Origin of the sequence: Bacillus manliponensis (assembly GCF_000712595.1) — a bacterium.
Lineage (GTDB): Bacteria > Bacillota > Bacilli > Bacillales > Bacillaceae_G > Bacillus_A > Bacillus_A manliponensis.
Map to the genome: position 1 here is coordinate 281,143 of NZ_JOTN01000004.1, position 23,986 is coordinate 305,128.

Annotated in this window: 22 protein-coding genes; 19 read left to right on the forward strand and 3 right to left on the reverse strand. The window is 36.2% G+C overall.

Going from position 1 to position 23,986, the window contains the following annotated elements:
- Window positions 1-123 precede the first annotated feature (123 nt).
- From BAMA_RS07340 to BAMA_RS07350, 3 genes are all read left to right on the forward strand, one after another.
- Window positions 124-828, forward strand: a complete 705-nt coding sequence (locus BAMA_RS07340; RefSeq protein ID WP_051758887.1) for a DUF4047 domain-containing protein — start codon at window positions 124-126, stop codon at window positions 826-828.
- A gap of 85 nt (window positions 829-913) precedes the next feature.
- On the forward strand, window positions 914-1,507 hold the full coding sequence (locus BAMA_RS07345; protein WP_034637759.1) for a CalY family protein: 594 nt from the start codon (window positions 914-916) through the stop codon (window positions 1,505-1,507).
- Window positions 1,508-2,468: 961 nt separating this feature from the next.
- A complete protein-coding gene (locus BAMA_RS07350; RefSeq protein ID WP_034637761.1) occupies window positions 2,469-3,062 on the forward strand; it encodes a CalY family protein in 594 nt (197 codons plus the stop codon).
- A gap of 86 nt (window positions 3,063-3,148) precedes the next feature.
- Here BAMA_RS07350 and BAMA_RS07355 read toward each other — a convergent pair whose 3' ends face one another.
- Window positions 3,149-3,472 carry a helix-turn-helix domain-containing protein gene (locus BAMA_RS07355; protein ID WP_034637763.1) on the reverse strand — a complete coding sequence of 108 codons (324 nt, stop codon included), beginning with the start codon at window positions 3,470-3,472 and terminating at the stop codon, window positions 3,149-3,151.
- An 80-nt stretch (window positions 3,473-3,552) separates the two neighbouring features.
- Complete coding sequence (locus BAMA_RS23870) at window positions 3,553-3,684, reverse strand: anti-repressor SinI family protein (protein ID WP_235184427.1); 132 nt, start codon at window positions 3,682-3,684, stop codon at window positions 3,553-3,555.
- Between the two features lie 293 nt (window positions 3,685-3,977).
- Here BAMA_RS23870 and BAMA_RS07360 point away from each other — a divergent pair, with 293 nt between their 5' ends.
- The 11 genes from BAMA_RS07360 (at window position 3,978) to BAMA_RS07410 (ending at window position 17,148) form a co-directional block, all read left to right on the forward strand.
- Window positions 3,978-6,347: an immune inhibitor A domain-containing protein gene (locus BAMA_RS07360; protein WP_034637765.1), complete on the forward strand. Its 2,370-nt coding sequence runs from the start codon at window positions 3,978-3,980 to the stop codon at window positions 6,345-6,347.
- A gap of 161 nt (window positions 6,348-6,508) precedes the next feature.
- On the forward strand, window positions 6,509-7,876 hold the full coding sequence (locus BAMA_RS07365; protein WP_034637767.1) for an aldehyde dehydrogenase: 1,368 nt from the start codon (window positions 6,509-6,511) through the stop codon (window positions 7,874-7,876).
- Window positions 7,877-8,107: 231 nt separating this feature from the next.
- The gene (locus BAMA_RS07370; protein WP_034637769.1) at window positions 8,108-9,091 is read left to right on the forward strand and encodes an ABC transporter ATP-binding protein; all 984 of its coding nucleotides are present in this window, start codon (window positions 8,108-8,110) and stop codon (window positions 9,089-9,091) included.
- A complete protein-coding gene (locus tag BAMA_RS07375) occupies window positions 9,088-9,933 on the forward strand; it encodes an ABC transporter permease (protein ID WP_034637770.1) in 846 nt (281 codons plus the stop codon). Before BAMA_RS07370 ends, BAMA_RS07375 begins: the two co-directional genes overlap by 4 nt.
- Before the next feature lie 6 nt (window positions 9,934-9,939).
- A complete protein-coding gene (locus tag BAMA_RS07380; RefSeq protein WP_034637772.1) occupies window positions 9,940-10,740 on the forward strand; it encodes an ABC transporter permease in 801 nt (266 codons plus the stop codon).
- An 18-nt stretch (window positions 10,741-10,758) separates the two neighbouring features.
- Complete coding sequence (locus BAMA_RS07385; RefSeq protein ID WP_034637777.1) at window positions 10,759-11,811, forward strand: polyamine ABC transporter substrate-binding protein; 1,053 nt, start codon at window positions 10,759-10,761, stop codon at window positions 11,809-11,811.
- Window positions 11,812-11,867: 56 nt separating this feature from the next.
- On the forward strand, window positions 11,868-12,497 hold the full coding sequence (locus BAMA_RS07390; RefSeq protein WP_034637780.1) for a phosphatase PAP2 family protein: 630 nt from the start codon (window positions 11,868-11,870) through the stop codon (window positions 12,495-12,497).
- Window positions 12,498-12,615: 118 nt separating this feature from the next.
- A complete protein-coding gene (locus BAMA_RS07395) occupies window positions 12,616-14,811 on the forward strand; it encodes an MMPL family transporter (RefSeq protein WP_034637782.1) in 2,196 nt (731 codons plus the stop codon).
- Window positions 14,812-14,916: 105 nt separating this feature from the next.
- Window positions 14,917-15,333: a hypothetical protein gene (locus BAMA_RS07400; RefSeq protein WP_034637784.1), complete on the forward strand. Its 417-nt coding sequence runs from the start codon at window positions 14,917-14,919 to the stop codon at window positions 15,331-15,333.
- 110 nt (window positions 15,334-15,443) lie between these two features.
- Window positions 15,444-16,346 carry an RluA family pseudouridine synthase gene (locus tag BAMA_RS07405; RefSeq protein WP_034637787.1) on the forward strand — a complete coding sequence of 301 codons (903 nt, stop codon included), beginning with the start codon at window positions 15,444-15,446 and terminating at the stop codon, window positions 16,344-16,346.
- Window positions 16,347-16,554: 208 nt separating this feature from the next.
- Entirely contained in the window at window positions 16,555-17,148 is a 594-nt protein-coding gene (locus tag BAMA_RS07410; protein ID WP_034637790.1) for a DUF1648 domain-containing protein, read from the forward strand.
- A 57-nt stretch (window positions 17,149-17,205) separates the two neighbouring features.
- Here the strand turns inward: BAMA_RS07410 and BAMA_RS07415 are convergent, their stop codons facing one another.
- Entirely contained in the window at window positions 17,206-18,129 is a 924-nt protein-coding gene (locus BAMA_RS07415) for a CAP domain-containing protein (protein ID WP_420834701.1), read from the reverse strand.
- 925 nt (window positions 18,130-19,054) lie between these two features.
- On the opposite strand from BAMA_RS07415, the gene BAMA_RS07420 reads away from it, so the two are divergent.
- The 5 genes from BAMA_RS07420 to BAMA_RS07440 all read left to right on the forward strand — a co-directional run bounded on the left by BAMA_RS07420 (window position 19,055) and on the right by BAMA_RS07440 (window position 23,970).
- On the forward strand, window positions 19,055-20,029 hold the full coding sequence (locus BAMA_RS07420; RefSeq protein ID WP_034637794.1) for a YncE family protein: 975 nt from the start codon (window positions 19,055-19,057) through the stop codon (window positions 20,027-20,029).
- Window positions 20,022-20,693 (forward strand): response regulator transcription factor, encoded by a 672-nt coding sequence (locus BAMA_RS07425; protein ID WP_034637796.1) that lies wholly within the window; start codon window positions 20,022-20,024, stop codon window positions 20,691-20,693. The genes BAMA_RS07420 and BAMA_RS07425 overlap by 8 nt, the downstream gene beginning before the upstream one ends.
- A gap of 1 nt (window position 20,694) precedes the next feature.
- Window positions 20,695-22,083, forward strand: a complete 1,389-nt coding sequence (locus BAMA_RS07430; RefSeq protein WP_034637799.1) for a sensor histidine kinase — start codon at window positions 20,695-20,697, stop codon at window positions 22,081-22,083.
- 318 nt (window positions 22,084-22,401) lie between these two features.
- Window positions 22,402-23,091 carry a FadR/GntR family transcriptional regulator gene (locus BAMA_RS07435; protein ID WP_265182708.1) on the forward strand — a complete coding sequence of 230 codons (690 nt, stop codon included), beginning with the start codon at window positions 22,402-22,404 and terminating at the stop codon, window positions 23,089-23,091.
- Between the two features lie 162 nt (window positions 23,092-23,253).
- Window positions 23,254-23,970: a (Fe-S)-binding protein gene (locus BAMA_RS07440; protein WP_034637802.1), complete on the forward strand. Its 717-nt coding sequence runs from the start codon at window positions 23,254-23,256 to the stop codon at window positions 23,968-23,970.
- Window positions 23,971-23,986 lie beyond the last annotated feature (16 nt).

The window sequence follows — 23,986 nt, forward strand, 5'->3', positions numbered from 1 at the left end:
TGTAAAATGTGAACAAAAATGTCGAAATTTATATAAAGTTTACGATTGTTTTTTATTTTTTGTTCTTTATAATGAAATTGCAGGTTCTTTATTAAGAAAATAGATGTGGTAGGAGGGATAGTTATGCCGAAAACTCCTAATAAAGTAAAACGCGCACTCGTATTACCGTGTATATGTTCTATTGCTTTTTATATGGGATCACAAATTGTAACGCATACAGAAGCAGCCTTTTCTACGCAGCAAGTAGTGAAACCAGTGTTGTCAGCAGCAATTGTTTTTCCAAAAACAATTGAAGACTTAGTAAGAAAGGCAGAAGGGCATAGTAGTACAATATCTCATTATTACAGCGAAATAAACAATGCAGCGATTGGACATGGAACGGTCATAGAGATGGAAGAACAATATTCTCTATGGCAGCAAAGAAAGGGAGACATTCAAAACGAGCTTACAGCTTTACATACCGTTTATGCCGAGATTGAATCGTATTACAACATGGCAACAGAAAATGTAAAGGAAAACGATGTACCATCTGCACATGACGTTTTAAAGTATGTACAAGCTGGTTTTGAACAAGTGCAACATATGACGAATGGTATAAGTGAAGAGGCTATGTTTCAGACAATAGATTCAAATATTGCAGCATTAGGACAAGCGATTGAAGATGAAAAGCAGAGATTGTTAGAGGAAGAAAAAAAGAAACAGCAAGAGGCATTAAAGAAAGCGGAAGAAGAGAAGAAACAAGCAGAATTACAGCAGCCAGAGCAACCGGAACAACCAAGTGAACCTACTCAGCCTACTGAACAAGAGCAGTCAGCAAGTAATAACTAATGAAATTGTGATTTATCAATACGGTGGTTATACTCTCCATTTTGGAGGTTAACAAATATATAAATATAATTGGGGGAAATACGAAATGAGTCTAAAAAAGAAATTAGGTATGGGTGTTGCAACTGGAGCTTTAGGATTATCTTTAATTGGCGGTGGAACGTTTGCCTTCTTTAGTGACAAAGCAGAAACAAATAATACGTTTGCAGCAGGTACATTAGATCTTAACGTAGACCCAACGACAATTATCGATGTAAATAACATTAAACCTGGTGACTTTATGTACCGTACGTTCAAATTAACAAACAGTGGTAGCTTGGATATTGAATCTGTGAAACTAGCAACAGAATATACTGTGAAGGATGCAAAAGGTGATAATGGCGGAGAAGACTTTGGAAAGCATATTGAAGTATCATTTATCATTAACGGTGATAAGTTAAGTGTTCCAGTCTTCCAAACAACATTAGCTGACTTAAAAGGAATGACTCCAGATGCAGTAGAAGAAAGTATTTTTGGCGGTTGGTTAGCTGAGAATGGTGGATTAAAGAATGGGGATAGTGATGATTTATTAGTAAGATACGAGTTTGTTGAAAATGGTAAAGATCAAAATATCTTCCAAGGCGATTCTCTGAACTTAAAATGGACATTTGAAGGTAAGCAAGGAGAAGGTACAGAAAGATAATATACTGCAAACAAAAAAGTGGGGAAACCCACTTTTTTTTTTCATTTTAAACTGAGAATTAGCTAAAGCCATGATATAAACACATAACATTTGATGGAGGTATTAGAAAATGGTATAAAGCTCTCACAATGGGAGAGAAAGTGGTAAAGATGTTCTTTATCCCGCTATTTGCGGGCTGTAGGACTGCCACCTCAAAACTTGAGAAAAAGCGAAGAAGTTTAGGTAGGAGATTAACAGCCCGAATCTAGCTACGACTCCTAAGTACAAGAGATAAGCCGTTCTGTGGAAAACTTCGCCACGCCAAGGCTTATCTCTTGTACTTGTCGTGCTTGAACAGTCGTCTTCGCTTTTGAATGTAAAAGCCCGATTGGTCGGGCTAACACTCAGTGAGGGATGGAGAAAACCCCCACTGAGTGAAGTTTCACTTTATTTTTTGTAGAGAAAAAGATAATTTTCTAGAAGATTTAATACTAAGTAAAAATATAATGTTACCACGTACAGGTGGTTAGTGTGTAAAAATATGGTTAGTTATTGGTCTTTATCTTATTCACTGTATGAATTTTATATGTAAAACAAAGAAAATAACGAATATAATGGATTGAATATTATGACTATTTTATATACTAATATTTTTGTCAAGAGAAAAATACGATATATACTTGAGAAAGATATTTTTTAAATTTGTAAATAATAATAAGAGAATGAAAAACAGAGAAAATATAAGCCAATTATCGAAAAAGAAAGAAAACTAAAGAAAAGGACATGAAAAACCAAGAATTCACTCTTTTTTTCAGCTTTCTGTCAAAAGTATTGTTCTTTATAATGAACAGTGTAGAGCTTGTTAAAGAACATAGATAAAGCGATATGCACCTTACACCGTTGAAATAAGCAGCTACTCTATTAGTTACATCTCTTAGTTACATAAGAGCTAACAATAAAAAAAGAGTGGGGGAAATTTAAAATGACTTTAAAGAAAAAGTTAGGTATGGGAGTTGCATCTGCAGCATTAGGATTATCTTTAATTGGTGGAGGAACATTTGCATTCTTTAGCGACAAAGCAGAAACAAATAACACATTTGCAGCAGGTACACTAGATTTAAATGTTGATCCACAAGTATTAGTAGATCTGGATAATTTAAAGCCTGGTGACACAGTGAAGAGAGAATTCTTATTGAAAAATGATGGCTCTTTACCAATTAAAACTGTAAACCTATTAACTGACTATGAAGTAAAAGATGCAAAAGGTGATAACAATGGTGAAGACCTTGCAGATCATATCGTTGTAAACTTCTTCTGGAACTGGGATAAAGAAGCTGAGCCAGTATACTCTAAAACATTAGCAGAATTAAAAGATATGACTCCAGATGCAGTAGCAAAAGATTTATTCTCACCGGAGTGGGGAGAGAAGTCTGGCCTTGAAGCTGGAACTGATGATTATTTATGGGTAGAGTTTGAATTTGTAGATAACAAGCAAGATCAAAATAAATTCCAAGGTGATTCTCTGAACTTAAAATGGACGTTTGAAGCAGAGCAAACTGAAGGTGAAGAAAGATAATATAAGAAAACAGAAGCGGGGTGTGCCCGCTTCTGTTTTAAAATAAAAAGAACCTTCTGTTTTTAGAAGGTAATCTTTTTATCATATTATTTTTGACTTTGTTTCCACTTTGTAAACTCTAAAAATTCTTTGAATTGTTCTTTTGAAACGCCGGAGTTCATTGCTTCTTTTACAAGGTTTGTCCATTCGGCGTCTAGCTCAGTTTTGTCTGTTGGCTCGTCATGTAATAGGACGTCAACAGGAACATGTAGAACAGCAGCTACTTTTGTAAGAAATTGAATGGAAGGATTCTGCTGTAGATTTCGTTCGATAGAGCTAATATAAGATTTAGCTACGCCGGCTTTTTCGGCAAGCTCTGTTAAAGAAATTCCTTTTTGCAAGCGAAGTCTTTTTATACGTTCTCCAATCATTTTAGCGCACCTTTCCTATGTATGTAATCGACTTATGATGTAATGATTATAGCATAAATTTTTCCTAAAAAAATGTTAGATTAGTTTTTGCTTGGTAGAATGGGATTTTTCAGAAATTGTATAATTTCTTCGATTGATAATCCGAGTTTTTGTGCTTCGTGCATTAAGCGAAGCCATTCTTGATCTAGTACTTCGATATTTTCTTTTTGCAACTTATATTCCTCCCTAGTAATAGCTGTAATAACTGACATACGACATAAGCCTATTCAACACTATGTAATGTATTTTTATGGATCATAGTGCTGTTTATTTATATTTACTAAAATTGTAATATTTCCATCTTTATTTATCAATATTTTCAGAAAACATTATTAAATCGCTATATCCACCCATTAGGAATATAAGTTGATAGTTGAAAAAATATAAAAATAAATGTTGAAAATTTTTAGAATTTTTAATATATTTTAGCGGTAGTACTTATTTTATATTGGGGGAGGAAACAGAGATGAGAAAGAAGCCATTTAAAGTGTTGTCGACATTAACTGCGGCAGCGGTGCTAAGTTGCACCTTTGGATTTGGACAGGCAGCTGAAGCGTCATCAGCTAAAGCGCTGCCATCAAGTCCAATCGATCATCACATTATTCCAGAGGAGCGCTTAGCAGATGCTCTAAAAGAACGTGGTGTGATTGACAAAAATGCTTCCAAAAAGGAGACAGAAAAGGCGTTAGAAAAGTATATTGAGAAAAAGCAAGGGGAGAGCTCTGGAAAAGAAGACAGCGTAACGGAGCAAGCATCTGAATTTATGAAACAGGTAAATGATGCAAATGAAAAGGCAAAAGAAAAACTTCATGAGCCTAGTAGTAGTGTAGCGACGCCTGTTAATCCGAATAGAAAATTGAACGGAAAGGTACCAACTACTCCCGCGCAAGCAGTTCCATATAATGGAGAAGTTCGGACTGATAAAGTTCTTGTATTACTCGTAGAGTTTAATGATTTTAAACGTAACAATATTGATCAAGTACCAAACTATATGTATGCAGATGATTTTAACAAAGAACATTATGAAAAAATGCTGTTTGGTGATGAACAGTTTACATTGTTTGATGGCTCTAAAGTTGATACTTTCAAACAATATTTTGAAGAACAGTCTGGCGGAAGTTATACAGTAGACGGAACTGTTTCAGATTGGTTAACAGTTCCTGGGAATGCTGCTGATTACGGTGGCGATCATCCTAACGGAGGACGTGATAACAAAGGTCCTTACGGAGCACGTGGGTTTGTAAAGGATGCTTTAAATGCAGCTGTTGCGAGTGGAATGAACTTAGCTGATTTTGATGAACTCGATTTAGCTGATAGAGATAAGGATGGAAATCATAATGAACCAGATGGAATTATCGATCATTTAATGGTAGTTCATGCTGGTGTTGGTCAAGAAGCAGGTGGTGGTCGATTAGGTGATGACGCAATTTGGTCACATCGCTGGACAATTCATGAAAATACACCGTACGCAATTGATGGTACAGAGGCGTCAGTTCCATATTGGGGCGGAAAGATGGCAGCATTTGATTATACAATTGAGCCAGAAGATGGTGCAGTTGGTGTATTTGCACATGAATATGGACATGACTTAGGCCTTCCGGATGAATATGATACGCAGTATACGGGGAAAGGTGAACCAGTTCAATCATGGTCAATTATGAGTGGTGGTAGTTGGAATGGTAAAATTGCTGGTACAACACCAACAAGCTTTTCTCCACAAAATAAAGAGTTTTTACAAAAGAACATAAGTGGAAACTGGGCGAATATCGTAGAGGTTGATTATGAAAAGTTAGGAAAAGGTATCGGTTTAGCAACGTATTTAGATCAAAGTGTCTCTAAAACAAAGCGACCAGGTATGATTCGTGTGAATTTACCGGATCAAGAAATAAAAGGAGTACAACCAGCATTTGGTGAAAAGTTTTATTACAGTACAAGAGACGATAAGATTCATACAGTAATGGAAACGCCTTTGTTCGATTTAACAAGTGCAACAAATGCGAAGTTTGATTTTAAAACGCTATATGAAATTGAAGCAGGTTATGATTTCTTAGAAGTAAATGCGGTAGCAGAAGATGGAACAAAAACGTTAGTGGATGTGTTAGGTGATGAAGATATTAAAAATGGTAATGATACAACTGACGGTAAATGGATTGATAAGTCATATGATTTAAGTCAGTTTAAAGGGAAAAAGGTGAAACTTGTATTTGAATATACGACGGATCCTGCCGTAGCACCAGATGGTTTTGGACTTGATAATGCATCTTTAACTGTAGATGGACAAGTTGTATTCTCTGATGATGCAGAAGGTGAACCGCAATTTAAGTTAGACGGCTTTGTTGTGTCAAACGGAATTGAAAAGAAGAAGCGCTACTATTATTTAGAGTGGAGAAACTATGCTGGATCTGATGAAGCGCTGAAACACTCACGTGGACCAGTATATAACAGAGGTCTTGTCGTTTGGTATGCGGACGAAAATTATAAAGACAACTGGGTAGGTAGTCACCCTGGTGAAGGTTTCTTAGGAGTTGTGGATTCTCATCAAGAGGCAGTAGTTGGTCAGTTAGATGGTAAGCCGGTAGTTGGAGGAACTCGTTATCAAATTGCTGACGCTGCGTTCTCTTTTGAGAACACTCCAGCGTGGAAAGTTTCAAGTTTAACAAACGGAGTGTATGATTATAAAGGTTTAGCAGGAGTCACGAAATTTGATGATTCAAAATCATATATTAATAATACAATTCCAGATGCAGGGCGCAAGCTTCCGAAGTTCGGATTGAAATTTGAAGTTGTTGGAGAAGCGGATGATCATTCTGCAGGTGCAGTTTGGTTACGTCGCTAATCGAAAATACTGCTGAAAAGAACTCTTTTCAGCAGTATTTTTTTTGAACAAATATGTACGAACTAGTGAATGAAGTAATATATAATGAAAGGAAAGCATGTTGAATTAGAGAAAATGAGTTTATATAAATAGAAGTATAGAGATGGAAGGGGAATGCATGTATGAACATTTCTTCTCTTGTAGTGAAACAGAAGGATTATTTTTACAATGGAAATACGAGGAATATAATAGGAAGAAAAAAATATTTACAAAAGCTATATGAGGGCATTCAGCGCTATGAGGATGAGATTTTTCAGGCGTTAAAGCTAGATTTAAATAAATCAGAGAATGAGTCGTATACAACGGAAGTGGGTTATACGTTAAAAGAAATTTCTTTTATTTGTAAGCATTTATCTTCATGGAGTAAACCAACGCGAGTAAAAACAGCGATTACTCATATTGGATCAAAAGGAAAAGTTGTTCCAGAGCCGTATGGTGTAACGCTTGTCATTGCTCCTTGGAACTATCCATTTCAGCTTGCGATAGCACCGCTCGTTGGTGCAATTGCAGCAGGAAATACTGTTGTATTAAAACCATCAGAATTAACACCCAACGTATCGAGTATCATTACTAAGTTAGTACGAGAAGTATTTCCAGAAGAACTTGTAGCGGTTGTAGAGGGTGGTGTAGAAGAGAGTACGATTTTGCTTGAGCAGCCATTTGATTATATTTTTTTCACAGGAAGTACATCTGTTGGGAAAATTGTTATGGAAGCAGCAGCAAAACAACTGACTCCACTTACGTTAGAGCTTGGCGGGAAAAGTCCATGTATTGTGCATCGTGATGCGAAATTACAACTTGCAGCTCGCCGCATTGTATGGGGGAAGTTTTTAAATGCTGGGCAAACGTGCGTCGCACCAGACTATATTTATGTTCATAAATCAGTGAAAGATCAGTTCATGAAAGAGCTAAGAAATGAAATAAGAAATCAGTTTGGCGAAAAGCCACTTCAAAATGAGAAGTATGTACAGATTGTTAGCGAACGTCATTTTAATAGACTTCTTCGCTTTTTAGAAGAGGGAGAGACTGTAATTGGTGGATCTTATAGCCAGGATACATTACATATCGAGCCAACTGTTTTGATGAATATTTCATGGGAACACCCTATTATGCAAGAAGAGATTTTTGGACCTATTTTACCGATATTAGAATACGATGATATAGAAGAAATTATAAGAATTGTCCAGAAACAACCGAAAGCTCTCGCACTTTATGTATTTTCAGAGAGTAAGGATGTACAAGAAATGGTAACAAGGAATATTCCATTTGGAGGGGGCTGTACAAACGATACAGTGTATCATCTAGCAAGTCCATATTTACCTTTTGGCGGAGTTGGTCCAAGTGGATTAGGAAGCTATCATGGTGAACAGAGTTTTCGGACTTTTTCGCACTATAAAAGCATTTTATCTCAAACAACAACATTCGATATGAAAATTCGGTATGCTTCTACAAAAAGTGCTTTAAAATTTATACGAAAGTTGTTAAAATGATGATGGTGTTTATCAGTTGGCGTAGCCTTATGATAAAGCCCCTTCGCGATGAAGGGGTTTTTCTATTCAAGGTGTGTATCATAGGAATTTGAATCAAACATACTACATAAAGAATAGTAAAGAGGCTGACTGAGCAGCATTTTGTATAAAGAATGGGAAAAATCAGGGTATATAATTCAACAGTGATGTATGAGTATAAAATAAAAAATACGAGGTAGATTGGAAGGGAAAATGAAAAATATTATTAAAGTTGAAGCAGTTGAAAAACATTTTGGCGACCAAGTAATTATTTCGCCTCTTTCCTTAAATATTAAAGAAGGAGAGTTTCTAACAATCCTTGGACCAAGTGGTTGTGGAAAAACAACATTACTTCGCATGATTGCAGGTTTTGAAAAACCAACAATCGGTTCTATTTTATTGGACGAAGAAAAAATTAATGATTTACCGCCATATAAGCGTAATATGAATTTAGTGTTCCAACACTATGCACTATTCCCGCATATGACGGTTGAGAAAAACATTTGCTTTGGCATGAAAATGCAAAATGTATCGGCAACAGAGCAAAAGCAGCGCGCAGAAGAAGCAATGCGTTTAACGCAATTAACGGATTTTCGCAATCGTAAGCCGACAAAATTATCTGGTGGACAGCAGCAGCGTGTTGCAATTGCAAGAGCGATTGTAAATAATCCACGCGTATTATTGCTAGATGAGCCGTTAGGAGCGCTAGACTTTAAACTTCGTAAAGATTTACAGCGCGAATTAAAGGGTTTACAACGTAATTTAGGGATTACATTTATTTATGTAACGCATGACCAAGAAGAAGCGATGAGCATGAGTGATCGCATTGTTGTTATGAATAAAGGTCAGATTGAACAAGTTGGTACGCCTAAGGAGATTTATAATAAGCCAAAAACATTGTTCGTTGCGACGTTTATTGGTGAAAATAATATCGTGAAAAAAGGGGAAGAATACGTATCAATCCGTCCGGAAAACATGAAAATTATTCCTGTTGAAAGTGAAGCGACAGAAGGATATCGTCTCGGTCATATTGAAGATGTTGAGTTCGTTGGAAATATGGAGAAGCTGTATATTCGTGATGAGAAAACATCCGAATTACTTATGACATATCAAAATGCAGAGGAAGCAGCAAAATGGAGCATTGGCGATAACGTATATGTAGGATGGGAGCAAGAGGATGAGGTGACCTTAAATTGAAAAAAGGGAAACTACTCGCATTACCTACTGTAGTTTGGCTGCTTATTTTCTTCCTAGTACCGCTTGTATTTGTGTTAGCTTTTGCATTTTTACAGCGTGGTGCTTATGGAACCGTGGAGATGCAATTCACACTTGAGAATATCATTCGTGTGTTTGATCCACTATACATGGGTACACTTTGGGAAACAGTAAAAATTGCGGTCATTACAACGTTAATTTGTTTATTCATCGGTTATCCGTTTGCATACACAATTACGCTTGTTAATCCGAAATACCGTTCTATTTTATTACTTCTTGCAACGATCCCGTTTTGGATTAACTTCCTTGTGCGTTCTTACGCATGGATTGTTATTTTACGTTCTCAAGGACTTGTAAACACATTTTTAATGAACATGGGTATTATTGATGAACCGTTAAATTTACTCTACAATACACCTTCTGTTATTTTAGGTATGGTTTATTCGTTATTACCATTTATGATTTTACCTGTGTATGCAGCAATTGAGCAGTTAGATAAGCGAAAATTAGAAGCTGCTTACGATTTAGGAGCAACGCCGCTTAAAGCATTTTGGCATGTTACGTTACCAATGACAATGACCGGAATCGTTACAGGATCGATTTTAGTATTTATATCGTCTATTGGTATGTTTGTTGTGTCGGATGTAATGGGTGGTTCAAAAGTAGCGTTAATCGGAAATATAATTCAAAATCAATTTTTAGGAGCGCGTGACTGGCCGTTTGGTTCAGCACTTTCTATGATTGTTGTCTTATTCTCTGTCCTGTTCATTTACTTATATTATCGTGCTACGAAAGTATATAAATATGGAAACGGGGAGGAATAAGAGGAGATGAAAAAGTTTTTATTGGCCTATTCTTGGCTCATTTTATTATTTCTCTATGTACCAATGATGGTATTGATGGTGTATTCATTTAATGATTCACGTATCAATGCAGAGTGGGGTGGATTTACACTTCATTGGTACACGGATTTATTTCAAAAAGAAGCTGTTATTGATGCGCTTTTAAATAGTCTTACAATCGCTTTAATCACAACGTTTGTAACAACGCTACTAGGTGTATGTTTTTCATTAGCATTGCACCGTTATAAGTATCGCTTTGAAGGTGCAATTAACGGTCTCGTATATTTGCCAATTTTAATACCTGATATTTTAATGGGACTATCATTACTAATTTTATTTAGTCAGTTCGGTATAGAGCTAGGACAAACAACGATTATCATTGCGCATATTACATTTAGTGTATCGTTTGTTGTTGTTATTTTATCGGCACGTCTTTCTGGAATGGGACGCGATTTAGAAGAAGCGGCAAATGATTTAGGAGCAACGCCTTGGCAAACATTTCGCTATGTGACATTACCAGGACTTGCACCAGGCATCATTTCAGCGGCACTATTAACGTTTACGTTGTCTATCGATGATTTCGTTATTAGTTTCTTCGTATCTGGTCCAGGTTCAACAACATTACCACTGTACATTTACGGTATGGTAAAACGCGGTATAACACCAGAAATCAATGCCTTATCAACAATTTTAATTGTTACAATTGTAGGGTTAATGATTCTTTCTGAAATTTTCCGTAACAAAGGTAGAGATGGAGAAGACAATTCGGGAGGACATTTACCATTATAAATTAGGGAGGTCGCACGCATGAAATGGATGAAGACACTGGCGGCTACAGCACTTACATTTACAGTTGCTGCAGGCGTACTAGCAGGGTGCGGTGAGAAAAAAGAAGAGCTCAACATTTATAGCTGGGCAGATAACTTTGATGAGCAAGTTATTAAAGATTTTGAGAAAGAATATAACGTAAAAGTAAACTATGATATATACGCAAGTAATGAAGAAATGCTTGCGAAATTGCAAGCTGGCGGATCGCAATATGATTTAATTCAACCGTCTGATTATATGGTAAAAACAATGACAGAGATGGATTTGTTAGAGCCATTAAATAAAGAAAATATTCCAAACGTAGAAAACCTTGTATCGAACTTTAAAACACCACCGTTCGACCCGGAAAATAAATATTCGGTTGTATATACTTGGGGTGTAACAGGGATTGCGTACAATAAAAAGTATGTAAAAGATATACCAACAAGTTGGGAAGATCTTTGGAATGAAAAGTATAAAGGTCGCGTTGTATTATTAAATGATTCACGCGAAGTACTTGGTATGTCCCTGAAGAAAAATGGATTTTCAAATAGTACACAAAATGATGCAGAATTAGTGAAAGCAAAAGAGGATTTACAAACACTGCTTCCAAACTTACTTGCATTTGATACAGATAATATTAAACAAAAGTTTATTACAGAAGACGCATGGATTGGTACAGTATGGTCTGGTGATGCAGCTTACATCGCAAAAGATAATAAAGATGTAGGTTACGTTGTGCCACAAGAGGGCGGTACAATTTGGGCAGATACGTTAGCAATTCCAAAGGGTGCAAAAAATAAAGAACTTGCAGAGAAATTCATTAACTACTTAATGGATCCGAAAGTAAGTGTGAAGAACTATGAATCAATTGGCTATAGTAATCCAAATGAAAAAGCACATGAGCTTCATAGTGAAGAATATAGAAATAACCGTATGATTTTCTTAACGCAAGAAGAGTTAGATCGTACAGAGTGGCTTCTTGATGTAGATACGAAGTTAAAAGAGTATGACCGTTATTGGACAGAACTGAAAACGGGAAAAGGTAAGTAATGCTGACACGATTCCTTGTTAGGAATCGTGTTTTTTGCTAGTAGGAGGAATAGAAGGTGAAACAAAAGTTTCGTATATATGAAATCATTGCAATAGCAATCTTAGCGCTAGTATTTAGCTTCATCGCTTGGCATGTTCGTGCTGGGGGTGTCATTGGACTGGATGAATATGTTAAAGGGATGGTAAAAGGTTTACAAACAGAAAAATCACTTGCCTTCTTTTCTTATTTCACAAAGTTTGGATCTGAAATTGGAATCGTTGTTACAGTTGTCATTAGTATGCTTGTATTTTGGAAAAAGCGTTATTTTGCAGCATTTCTTATTTATCCAATCGCTGTAATTAGCACACATTTTATTAACCAATTATTAAAAGTGATGATTGGAAGAGAACGTCCATCATTAAATGAAGCAGTTGATGCGGTTGGCTATAGTTTCCCAAGTGGACACTCGATGTTAGCTGTGGTCACATATGGATTTATTGCATATATGGCTATTATTCATATAAATAATAAAGCAGGTAAGTTCTTTATTACAATCGCAGCAACAATATGGATTGTATGGATTGGGCTAAGCCGCGTCATTTTAAATGTTCATTATCCGACAGATATTATCGCTGGATTTTGCGCAGGCGGAATTATATTAATTGTTGCAATGTACTTCAATCGTTTTTTACACTTTACAAAATGATGAAAAGCTATCCTTTTATATGAGGGATAGCTTTTTTAAATGTTTTAAAATGGGATGTGATACAATGAAAGACAGTAGTTAATAGGATGAATTTGAAGGAAATGGTTGGTGAAAAGTTGTGAAAACAAATGTACATAAAGTAGACAGGTGGGGAAGAATTGGTAGCTTTTTGCACCAGTTTCGTGCGACAACAATTGCAGTACTGTTAGTAATTGCTATAACTCTCGGTATATTCGCACCAAAGCTTCCTGATGTACTGGGCGGAGATGGTTTTGAAACAGACGGTGATTATATTGTAACAAAGGAAATGCTAGATAAGGATTTTAATCAGTCACAAGATGCATTACTGTTAGTCTTTCAAAAAGAACAAGGTGTATCTAAAGAGAATTTCACAAAACAAGTAGAACAAATTGTAAAGAAAATAGAACAAGAAGAAACATATAAGTCGTTTTATCATCCATTCAATGGGACAGAAATGATGAAAGACGATGTTGCATACGGAACGATTTTATTTTCTGGGAAAACAACTGAAGAGCGTAATGAAAAAACATTAGCGTTCGCTAAGGAAATAAAAAAAGAAAGTAACGATGAGGTGAAAGTGTCACCAACTGGTTTTCCTATTATCAATCAAGAAATTAACGAGCGAACGCAAAACGATTTAATGGTAGCTGAAATGATTGGTTTGCCAATTGCATTTTTAGTGCTATTACTTTCGTTTGGTAGCTTGCTTGCATCCATTTTACCGATTATAAACGGAGCGCTTAGCGTTATTAGTACGATGGGGATTTTATATTTCATCGGCTTGGAAACAGAGTTATCTATTTTTGTTTTAAATGTAGCGCCAATGATTGGTCTAGCACTATCGATTGATTTTGCCTTATTGTTTGTGAATCGTTTTAGAGAAGAGTTAGAACATCGCAATGTAAAAGACGCGATTGCTGTGACCTATCAAACGGCAGGCCGAGCAATTGTCTTTTCCGGATTATGTGTGTTTGTTGGATTATCAGGACTCTTTTTCTTCCAAATCGATTATATTCAATCAGTAGCCATTAGCGGCATGATTGTTGTTGTGATGAGTATTTTATTCTCACTGACGCTTTTACCAGCGCTATTATCCTTAATTGGAAAGCGTTTAATAAGAAAGAAAAAAGCTGTTCATCGCACTGCACCTTTTTGGAGAAAGTTTGCACAGTTTGTCATGAAGTACCCGGTTGTCATGACAATGGCAGTTGTAGCATTTATTATCGTTTGTTTATTACCACTTCGAACGGCAGATTTACAGTTTCCAAGCGTAGAGGCATTGCCAGAGCATAGTGATGCACGTGTTGCCTACGAAAAATATGAAGATTCATTCCAAACGCTTGCGAAAACACATGCAGATGTTACAATCGTCGCTGAAATGGACGGAAATGTTACAGAGAAAGAGAATTTAGAGGCATTAGAAACGTTATCGGAGCAGTTAAAAGCAGATGAAGATGTATATGAAGTAAAAGGACTATATGAAACACTGGGCAATATGAGCGCAGAGCAAGTAGTAGGAGCGCTTCAATCTCCCCAGCGTGAGCAAATAGAACCTGTCCTTCAAAGCTATGTAAATGGTAATAAAACAATTATTCACGTGTATTTACAAGCGAAGCCGCGTACGGAAACGGCAAAACAATGGGTACGTGATTTCAAAAGCAATTATAAAACAGAGGATATCACTTATTATATGGGTGGCATGACAACGTTTGAGCAAGAGTTAGAAGACGAAATTAAAGATAAAGTTGTTATCAGTATGTCGGTTATTTTCGGATCAACATTTTTCATTTTATTAATTGCATTCAGATCACTTCTCATTCCAATTAAAGCCATCATCATGAACATTTTAAGTTTAAGTGCAACGATTGGAATCGTATTATGGCTATTCCAAGGTGGGCATTTTGGATTAGAAGAGAGTTCGGTTTTATTTGTCCTTCCTATTTTCATATTTGGGCTCGTGTTTGGACTTAGTATGGATTATGAGGTGTTCTTAATTTCTCGTATTCATGAATTGTACGAGGAAACAAAAGATAATGATTATGCGACGTTAGAAGGATTAGTGTCAACGAGTCGCATTATTACATCGGCAGCTTTAATTATGATTGTTGTAACTGGGGCGTTTGCGTTCACTGATATTTTACCAGTGAAGCAAATGGGAATTGGCGTTGCCCTTGCGATTTTCCTTGATGCAACGATTATTCGCCTTATTCTTGTTCCGAGTTTAATGAAAATGTTTGGGGCATGGAACTGGTGGCTCCCATTTCGAAAGAAAAATGAAAAAGAAATATCTTAAAAATAGCCTTCATCCTATAGGATGGAGGCTATTTTTATGAATAGTCTCCCCCCTTGTTTGAGAATAGTATGAGATAAGAACACTATATAAAAGCAGGTGAAGACAATGTTTCGTTATTTTAAATTTAAGTTAAATGACACTGTGCAGTTTTCAGAAAAGGATGGGCATGTATATCGCATTGTCGGCTATAGATTAGAAAAGGGATTTTATCCAAAAGATGAATGGACTCATATTATTTATGAATTGTTACGGGAGTTTGATGGGTACACACTTGACGCGGAAGAAGATGAACTTGTGAAAGTTATTCAAGTAGAAGATGAGTATTACAAAATTCATGAAATGTCAGGTTATCGTTATCCAGTAAAAATGACAGTTCCGTTAAAACAGGCCCAAGAAGGAACAATTGATGAATTACTTGATGCATATAATGATTACAAACGCTTGGCGGAATTTTTTAACGATTTATCATATGAACGGAAAGCGGAAGCGATGTTAGTGGAAATGAAAAAACTTCGAGCTTAACAAAAGTGCTCCTATCTAGAATCTGTCTTTTTCAATGTACATCATATGTTATTTTTCATGAAAATCATTTATAGTAGAAAAAGAAATAAACACGTAAAGGTGATGTACATATGGAATTGAAGAGAAAGGGAGAATGGTGTGAAATTACCGTTCCATCCGTTTGGAATGGTATGTCGATTGATTCTCTTTTAAAAATAGAGTGGCAAGTGCCGAAAAAATTATTGCATCGTTACCGTATGGAAAATGCGATTCTTGTAAACGGAGAAAAAAGAAAATGGAATGACCTTTTACAAGAGGGAGAGAAATTACAAATTCATATGTTTCCCACGGAAGAATATGGCGTTGAACCTGAATTTTATGACGTAGATGTTATATATGAGGATGATCATGTATTAATCGTAAATAAACCAATTGGTGTTGATACGCATCCAGCTGAAAAAGGTGGGAAAGGTACGTTAGCAAATTACGTAGCGTTTCATCTTCAAACAGAAGGAATTGAAACAAAAGTACGTCATATTCATCGGTTAGATAAAGATACATCTGGTGGTGTCGTTTTTGCGAAGCATGCGTTAGCTGGTGTCATTATGGATCGTTTATTAATGGAACGAAAAATAAAGAGAACATATATGGCGCTTGTTGAAGGAAGAATGAAAAAGAAAAAAGGAACGATTGATGAACCAATTGGTCGAGATCGTCATCATGCAACAAGACGCCGCGTTTCGCCAAAGGGAGACCGAGCGATTACACATTATGAAGTCGTTCAGTATGAGAAAGAAAAAAATATAACACTCGTGGAATTACAACTGGAAACAGGACGCACACATCAAATCCGTGTGCATATGAGCCATCTTGGTTATCCGCTTATTGGTGATACATTATATGGTGGAAAAACGAAGCGACTATCTCGCCAAGCATTGCATGCGGCACATGTTTCTTTTATTCATCCTATTACGAAGCAACATATTGTAGTAGATGTGCCAATTCCAGAGGATATGCAGCGCATTTTCTCCTGAGGAATTAAGGAAGTAGTCTTATGGTCGGTAAAAGCCCGATTGGTCGGGCTAACACTCAGTGGGGGATGAAGAAAACCCCCACTGAGTGAAGTTTCACTTTATAAGTCAAACGAATAAGTTTGACTTTTTTCTATATAAAAAAGTTTTTCATGCAGGATTTTTTTATAAAACAGAGAAGGACGTAAGAGGGAAAAGAGGTGGAATGTGATTGAAAGCATATAAATATATCATTTTTATAAGTAGTGTAATGAGTATTTTTGCTTATCCGTATTTGCCAGATACCATTGCTATCCACTGGCGTGTAAATGGAAAAGCGGATGAATTTGTAAATAAACAAGCAGTTTTTATGTTACCAATTTTACTGCTTTTCATACATAGCATCTTTTTATTTGCAGAACAATACATATATAAAATGCAAGGTGATGGAAAACGGATGATTCGAAATATGGAATCTATTATACTGCTCTTCTTGTTATATATTCATTCTATATTGATTTTAATTGGGGTAGGTGTAAGTTTACATTTCCAAAGTTGGCTTACTGCTGGAATTGGTTTGTTTTTATTTTTGTTAAGTAAATGTTTTAAAAGGATAGGAGCGGAAGAGACGGAACCGAAAATGTTACGGAAGATCCGGCTTTATAGTAAGTATACATTTCGAGTTATGGCGATAGCTGTTATTATTTGTTTGCCGTTGCAAAACGAATTATCTTTTTATGCGCTTATTACTATTATGAGTTGTGGTGCAGTTATATTTATGAGCTGTGTTTTATATGAGTATATTTTAGAGAGTTATAAAACATAGATATGGAGAAAAAGACAAATAGGAAAAAGCCTTCTATTTTAGAAGGCTATATTTTCCTTATTTTGTAATGAATTGTTGCGTCCAGTAGTTTCCGTTCTCTACATAGCCAACACCGATATGTGTGTAACCATTGTTTAAAATGTTTGCACGGTGACCAGAACTATTCATCCAAGCTTGTACAACTTCTTCTGGTGTACGTTGACCTTGTGCGATGTTTTCACCAGCAGACTTATAAGAAACTCCAAATTGTTTCATCATATCAAATGGAGATCCGTATGTTGGGCTGTTATGATCAAAGTAACGGTTTTTTTGCATATCTTCTGACTTCACGCGAGCTACTTTACTTAATAATGTATCTACTTGTAAAGCTGGTAAACCTTGTTTTGCACGCTCAGCGTTTGTTAAATCAACAACTTTTTGTTCGAATGCACTTAATGAACTATCTACTTCTTCAGTTGGTTTCTCTTCTTCAGGTTTCGTAGTTTCATTGTTGTTTGTTGTGCCGTTTTCTTCAGGTTTCGTAGTTTCATTACCTGTTTCAGGCTTTTCTTCAGGAGCTACAGTTTCATTACCTGTTTCAGGTTTTTCTTCAGGAGCTACAGTTTCGTTACCTGTTTCAGGCTTTTCTTCAGGAGCTACAGTTTCGTTACCTGTTTCAGGTTTTTCTTCAGGAGCTACAGTTTCGTTACCTGTTTCAGGTTTTTCTTCAGGAGCTACAGTTTCGTTACCTGTTTCAGGCTTCTCCTCAGGTGTTACCGTTTCGTCTTGGTCGCATGGGTTTGTTACAAAGCCATGTTCACAAGGAATTGGATAAACGACTTGCCCAGGAATGATGCAGTTGTTTTGTTCCATTGAAATAGGAGCCCACTTTACATATGAGAAAGTGTTTGATAAGAAACTATGTAAGTTCCCTTGGTTCATATGCTGTATAGAAAGTAGAGGGTTTGAAAGATTTTGAACCTTTAGGTTTGCAGGCTGCATTGTTTCTGCCTTTGCATCGTTTGTTGCTCCGAAAGTTAGAGCAGTCGCTGCCGCTACAGATAGTAAAATATGTTTTTTCATTACGATTGTCCCCCGTGTATATGAAATTGTTATTTAACAGAGTTGTATTTTTCGCCTCTGTTGACTGACACACTTATCGTAGCATACATTTTCTCGGAAATAAGTTGGAAAAAAATTCATAGGTTAGCAAATTACCTTTTTTATCCTTATGAAGAAAGAAAGGAAAAAAGATAGAAAACTAGATTTTATAAGGAATTTTCAATATATTGAAAGGATGATTATATACAAAAAAATGGATGAAATTTCATAAGAATAAAAAGTGAAAAGCAGTTATACCAACGATTTGAGTTGTTCTTCGAGGAATATAATGGATACATTTTAACAAAACTGTAATATTCCTGTTATTCTTTTTTAAAAAGAGATAACATACTGTTATTGTTGTAGCGAATAAAAAGCGGCTATCTCTTTACATAGAAGAAAGGGGTAGTCGCTTTCTCACTTTATCCCGTTATTTGTGGGCTGTGAAACTACCACTTCAAAGAGCCTGATTGAAGTTTCACTTTATATAGAAGAAAGTGAAAATGTAGCGTGTTTTTTTATTTGTTTGGTCATGCTAACAACTAGGAGAGGAGAAGTTCCTAGGATTGAAGTTTCACTTTATCCCGCATTAACGGGCTGTAAGACTCCCACCTCAAAACTTAGAGGATTCAGAGAAGTTTAAGTGGGAGATAAACAGCCCGTAAAAGCCCGATTGGTCGGGCTAACAATCAGTGGGGGATGGAGAAGACCTCACTGATTGAAGTTTCACTTTATATAATAATGAAGAAAAGAAATTTCACACTTTCCACACAATTATTTGTTATCTTATTGTTAAAGAGATGCGGTGTAAAATGGAGGTAATAGTTTGAGGAAATGGTTTGCTATATTTTGTTTTTCTTTATTGCTTATTGGATGTAATAAGGAAGGATATACATCGGTGCCGATTTATAAAGATGTCATCATCACTACAAATATAAAAGAAGGAAGCATTAGCTTTATTGATATGAAAACAGACAAGTTGCTGACGACGTGGGAATTAAATGAGACAATTAGTGGAGTGACGTTTTTGCCAGATGGAGATCAGCTTCTTGTATATGGAAAGCAATTAGAATATATATATGTCTATTCATTAAAAGAAGGAAAGCAAATTAACAAATGGGAGACAGGAAAAGGGATTGCAAATATTTTGTTATCTGATAATCAGAAAGAGTTGTTTATAGCAGATCAAAATGAAAATGCTGTGCGCGTCTTTACAACAGATGGCCAAGAAACAGCGAGGATTGCGGTAGGACAAGGACCACTTACAATGGTACAAAAAGATAATTTACTACATGTTTTAAATTTTTATGATACGAAGTTGTCTACGATTGATATAAATGAGAAGAAAGTAAGCCAATCTTTTATGGTTCCGCCGGCGTCAACTGGTGCAACGATTAGTGAGGATGGTTCTGAAATTTTGATTGGTGGCCATGGTGATGGAGAACAAGTAAATGAAAAAGTACTTATTTACTCTTTACAAGATGGACAAATGATTAGATCGTTACATGCACCGTATATGCCAGTTTTTGTTTCACAGGACGAAAAGTATATTTACGCATTAAGCCATGGATCGAATATGTTACGTAAGTTTGATAAAGGTGTATATAAAGAGGTTGGTAGCCTAGAAGTTGGATCAAATCCATTTTCATTTTGGCAAGATGGAGAGAAGGGCTACGTCGCAAGCTATGATAGTAATGAAGTATATGTTATTGATTTACATACAATGAAAGTGAAAGAAAGTATTGCAGTTGGGAAGGGACCTTTCCAAGTGGTGCAAAGGGAGGGTAAAAAACATGGATAAGTGTAAAGTGTTGTTAGTTGATGATGAAAGTGACATGAGACAACTTGTTGGCATGTACTTAGATAATTTCGGATATGAATGGAAAGAAGCTGAAAATGGAAAAGTTGCTCTTTCTATGTTACAGGCAGAGAATTTTGATTTCGTTATTTTAGATATGATGATGCCGGAGATGGATGGGATGGAAGTTTGTAAAGAAATTCGCAGATATTCGGATATCCCAATTATTTTTTTAACAGCAAAAGGAGAAGAATGGAATCGAGTAAATGGACTGCGTATTGGTGCAGATGACTATATTGTAAAGCCATTTAGCCCAGGAGAATTGATTGCGCGTATGGAAGCTGTTTTAAGAAGATATACAAAGCATGAAGAGCAAGAAGAGTTGCGATTTGGTTCGATTGTGATTGATGAAAAAAGAAGAAGTGTTGAAATAGAAGGACAGGCAGTTTCACTTACAGTAAAAGAATTCGATTTACTACATTTTTTATGTTCGCATGGTGGGCAAGTTTTTAGCCGAGAACAATTGTTAGAAAAGGTGTGGGGATATGATTATGCCGGCAGTACAAGAACGGTAGATACACACATAAAAACGATGCGCTTGAAACTGAAGGAACATGGAAACTATATCCAAACAGTTTGGGGCGTAGGGTATAAATTTGAGGTGTAATATGTTTACAATGGTACAAAAGTTATGGTTAACGATTGCGTGTGCAGTTTGTTTAACTGTTTCCTTTTTATATTTTGTTTCATTATATTCGTATGAAAAATTGTACGTACAAAGCATTGGAGAAATGTTAGAGCGCGAAGGAGGCAGACTTGTCCTTCAATACAATAAAGAAGAGGATATAAAAGTATTTGAAGAAAAAGTACGGGATTTTTCTCATGTTTCAAGTGCAGACGTGTTATTTGTCCACAACCCGCGTGATTTAAGCGCATGTTTGCCATTTGATGTTCATTATAATTCTATTATAAGTGAGGATGATCGGCAGACGTTATTAGACGGTCATACCATTACAAAAGTCGGATATGAAGAAAGATTTCATCATAATATTATGGGAGTTGTTATTCCAGTTTTAGATGATAAGAAGTTAGTTGGCATTATTTATTCTTATATTCCTTTAAAAAGTATTAAAGATTTAATTTATGATATGGCATTTATTTTAGCACCTCTATCTCTTCTTATTATTATATTGACGGTTTGGATTGGTAGAAAAATTGTTATTGCGATTACAAAACCTCTTTCTCAAATGGAACACGTTGCGAATAATATGGCAGTTGGAGATTTTTCTGAAAGAATTGTCATTTCATCAGACGATGAGATTGGCAGATTAGGAAAAGCGTTTAATAAGATGGCAACCGCATTAGAAAAAGAAGATGTACAACGAAAAGAGTTTTTGGCGAATGTATCACATGAACTGCGTACGCCGCTAAGTTATATAAAAGGGTATAGTGAAGCAATTATTGACGGGGTTGCAAAAGGAGAGCAACAGTTAAAATTTACAAAGTTAGTGTACAAAGAAGCGGGACGAATGCAAAGGCTTGTTCATGATTTGTTAGATTTGGCGCAGTTAGAGGGAGAGCATTTTCCTTTGAAAAAACAGCCTACTGTGTTTGCCCAGCTAATTGAAGATGTGCTGGAAACGTATGAAATACACTTTACGGCAAAGAAAATTATATTACATACGGAACTGGATCCAGATATTATCGTGAATGTTGATGAGGATCGTATACAACAAGTGATTCATAACGTGTTAGATAACGCGATTCGCTATACAAATGAGGGTGGGACAGTTACTGTAAAGTTAATACAAAGTGAGCATACATGTAAATTACAAATTATTGATACAGGAATTGGTATTGGGAAAGAGCACCTTGAACAGTTAGGAGAGCGTTTTTACCGCGTTGATAAAGGCAGAAGTCGTCAGCATGGTGGAACAGGTTTAGGTCTTGCAATTGTAAAACAAATTGTTCATATTCATGGCGGTATATGGAACGTTGAAAGTGAAGAAGGAAAAGGAACAACAAATACAATTCAGTTACCAATCATCTCCTCTTAGTATAGAGATGGTTGGTTTTTTAGTATCTCCACGGCGAAAAATAGAAAGTGGAGTCTGTTCTTTGTTTGTGTTGTAACAAGGAAAGTGGTAGAAAAGGGCCCTGACCGTTACTATGCATGGCCAGATGCACTTTCCATCCTAAAAAAGAAGGTTTTTTCTTTTCTTATTTTGTGAACTTTATGAACAAAACATTTGTACTTCCCATTATTTAGGTCTAAAATAGAGAATGATACTATTTTCTATATCTATCGTTGTCATTGTTGTTTGGATGAAACTGGGGTGATACCACTGGGGTATAAATCAATTAAACCGAAAAAAATTTATGAAGAAGTCTCTGAGGCTATTTTGTCAATGATTAAAGATGGTACATTAAAGCCTGGAGATAAGCTTCTTTCTGTTCATCAATTAGCCGAGCAGTTTCAAGTTGGTAGATCTGCTGTGCGTGAAGCGTTGAGTGCCTTACGTGCGATGGGCTTAATTGAAATGAAACAAGGAGAAGGAACTTATGTAAAAAATTTCGATGCTTCGTCATTAACAACATCATTAAATCATACGTTATTAATAAAACAAGAAGACATCGTGAATTTACTTGAGGTGCGAAAAGTGCTTGAAGTAGGTGCAGTGCGAGCAGCAGTAACAAGGCGTACTGAGGAGAATTTACATAATATGAAACATTGGCTCGGTGAAATGAAGCGCAGCGCAGGAAATGAAAAGGCTGGTGAAGAGGCAGATTTTCGTTTCCATATGGCAATTGCAGAAGCTTCACATAATAGCATTTTGTTAGAGCTTATGAATCACGTTTCTGAAATGATTGCAGAAGCAATTGGTGAAACGCGACGTATCTTATTATATGGTGAACAAACAACAGCGGAACGACTTTTAGAAGAGCACCAAAAGATTTATGATTTAGTGTTAGAACAAGATGTTGAAGGTGCACAACAAGCAATGCTAGAGCATTTAACAAATGTAGAACTTATGGTGACAAACATAGAAGATAGAAAATTGTAAATTCGCACTTTTAAAAATTCATTTATATGATAAAATGGAAAGATAAGTAAGCGTTTTCTGAAAGGGAGATTAGACAGAAAGTAATTTCGTCGTCTTTCTTTTTTATTAAGTCATCTGATGACCTTATGATTGTTGGCGAGTTTGAAAAAGAGGGGGATAATTATGAAGGTTACTTTATTTGTCACATGTTTAGTTGATATGTTTGAGACGAGTGTCGGGAAAGCAACAGTTGAAATTTTAGAGCGTTTAGGCTGTGAAATTGAATTTCCTGAAGCACAAGTTTGCTGCGGACAACCTGCTTATAATAGCGGACATGTAGAGGCAGCTAAAGATGCGATGAAACATATGATTCGTACGTTTGAGAATGCAGAGTATATTGTAACACCGTCTGGTTCTTGTGCGACAATGTTTCACGAGTATCCACATATTTTTAAAGGTGATCCAGAATGGGAAGTGCGTGCGAGAAAAGTAGCAGAAAAAACATATGAATTAACGCAGTTTATTGTTGATGTGCTACAGGTAAGGGATGTTGGCGCTCGTTTACAGGGAACGGCGACTGTCCATAAATCTTGTCATATGACGCGCTTGCTAGGAGTGAAAGAAGCACCAAGTATTTTGCTGAATCATGTCGAGGGGCTTCAAGTAAAAGATTTACCAAATTCTCAAAACTGCTGTGGCTTTGGCGGAACATTCTCGGTTAAAATGACACAAATTTCTGAGCAGATGGTAGATGAGAAGGTTGACAGCATTATGGAAACTGGTGCAGATTACATTATTGGTGCAGATTGTGGGTGTTTGTTAAACATTGGCGGACGTATTGATCGTTTGGGGAAAGATGTAAAGGTTATGCATATTGCTGAAGTGTTAAATAGTCGTTAATGAAGGGGGAATCATG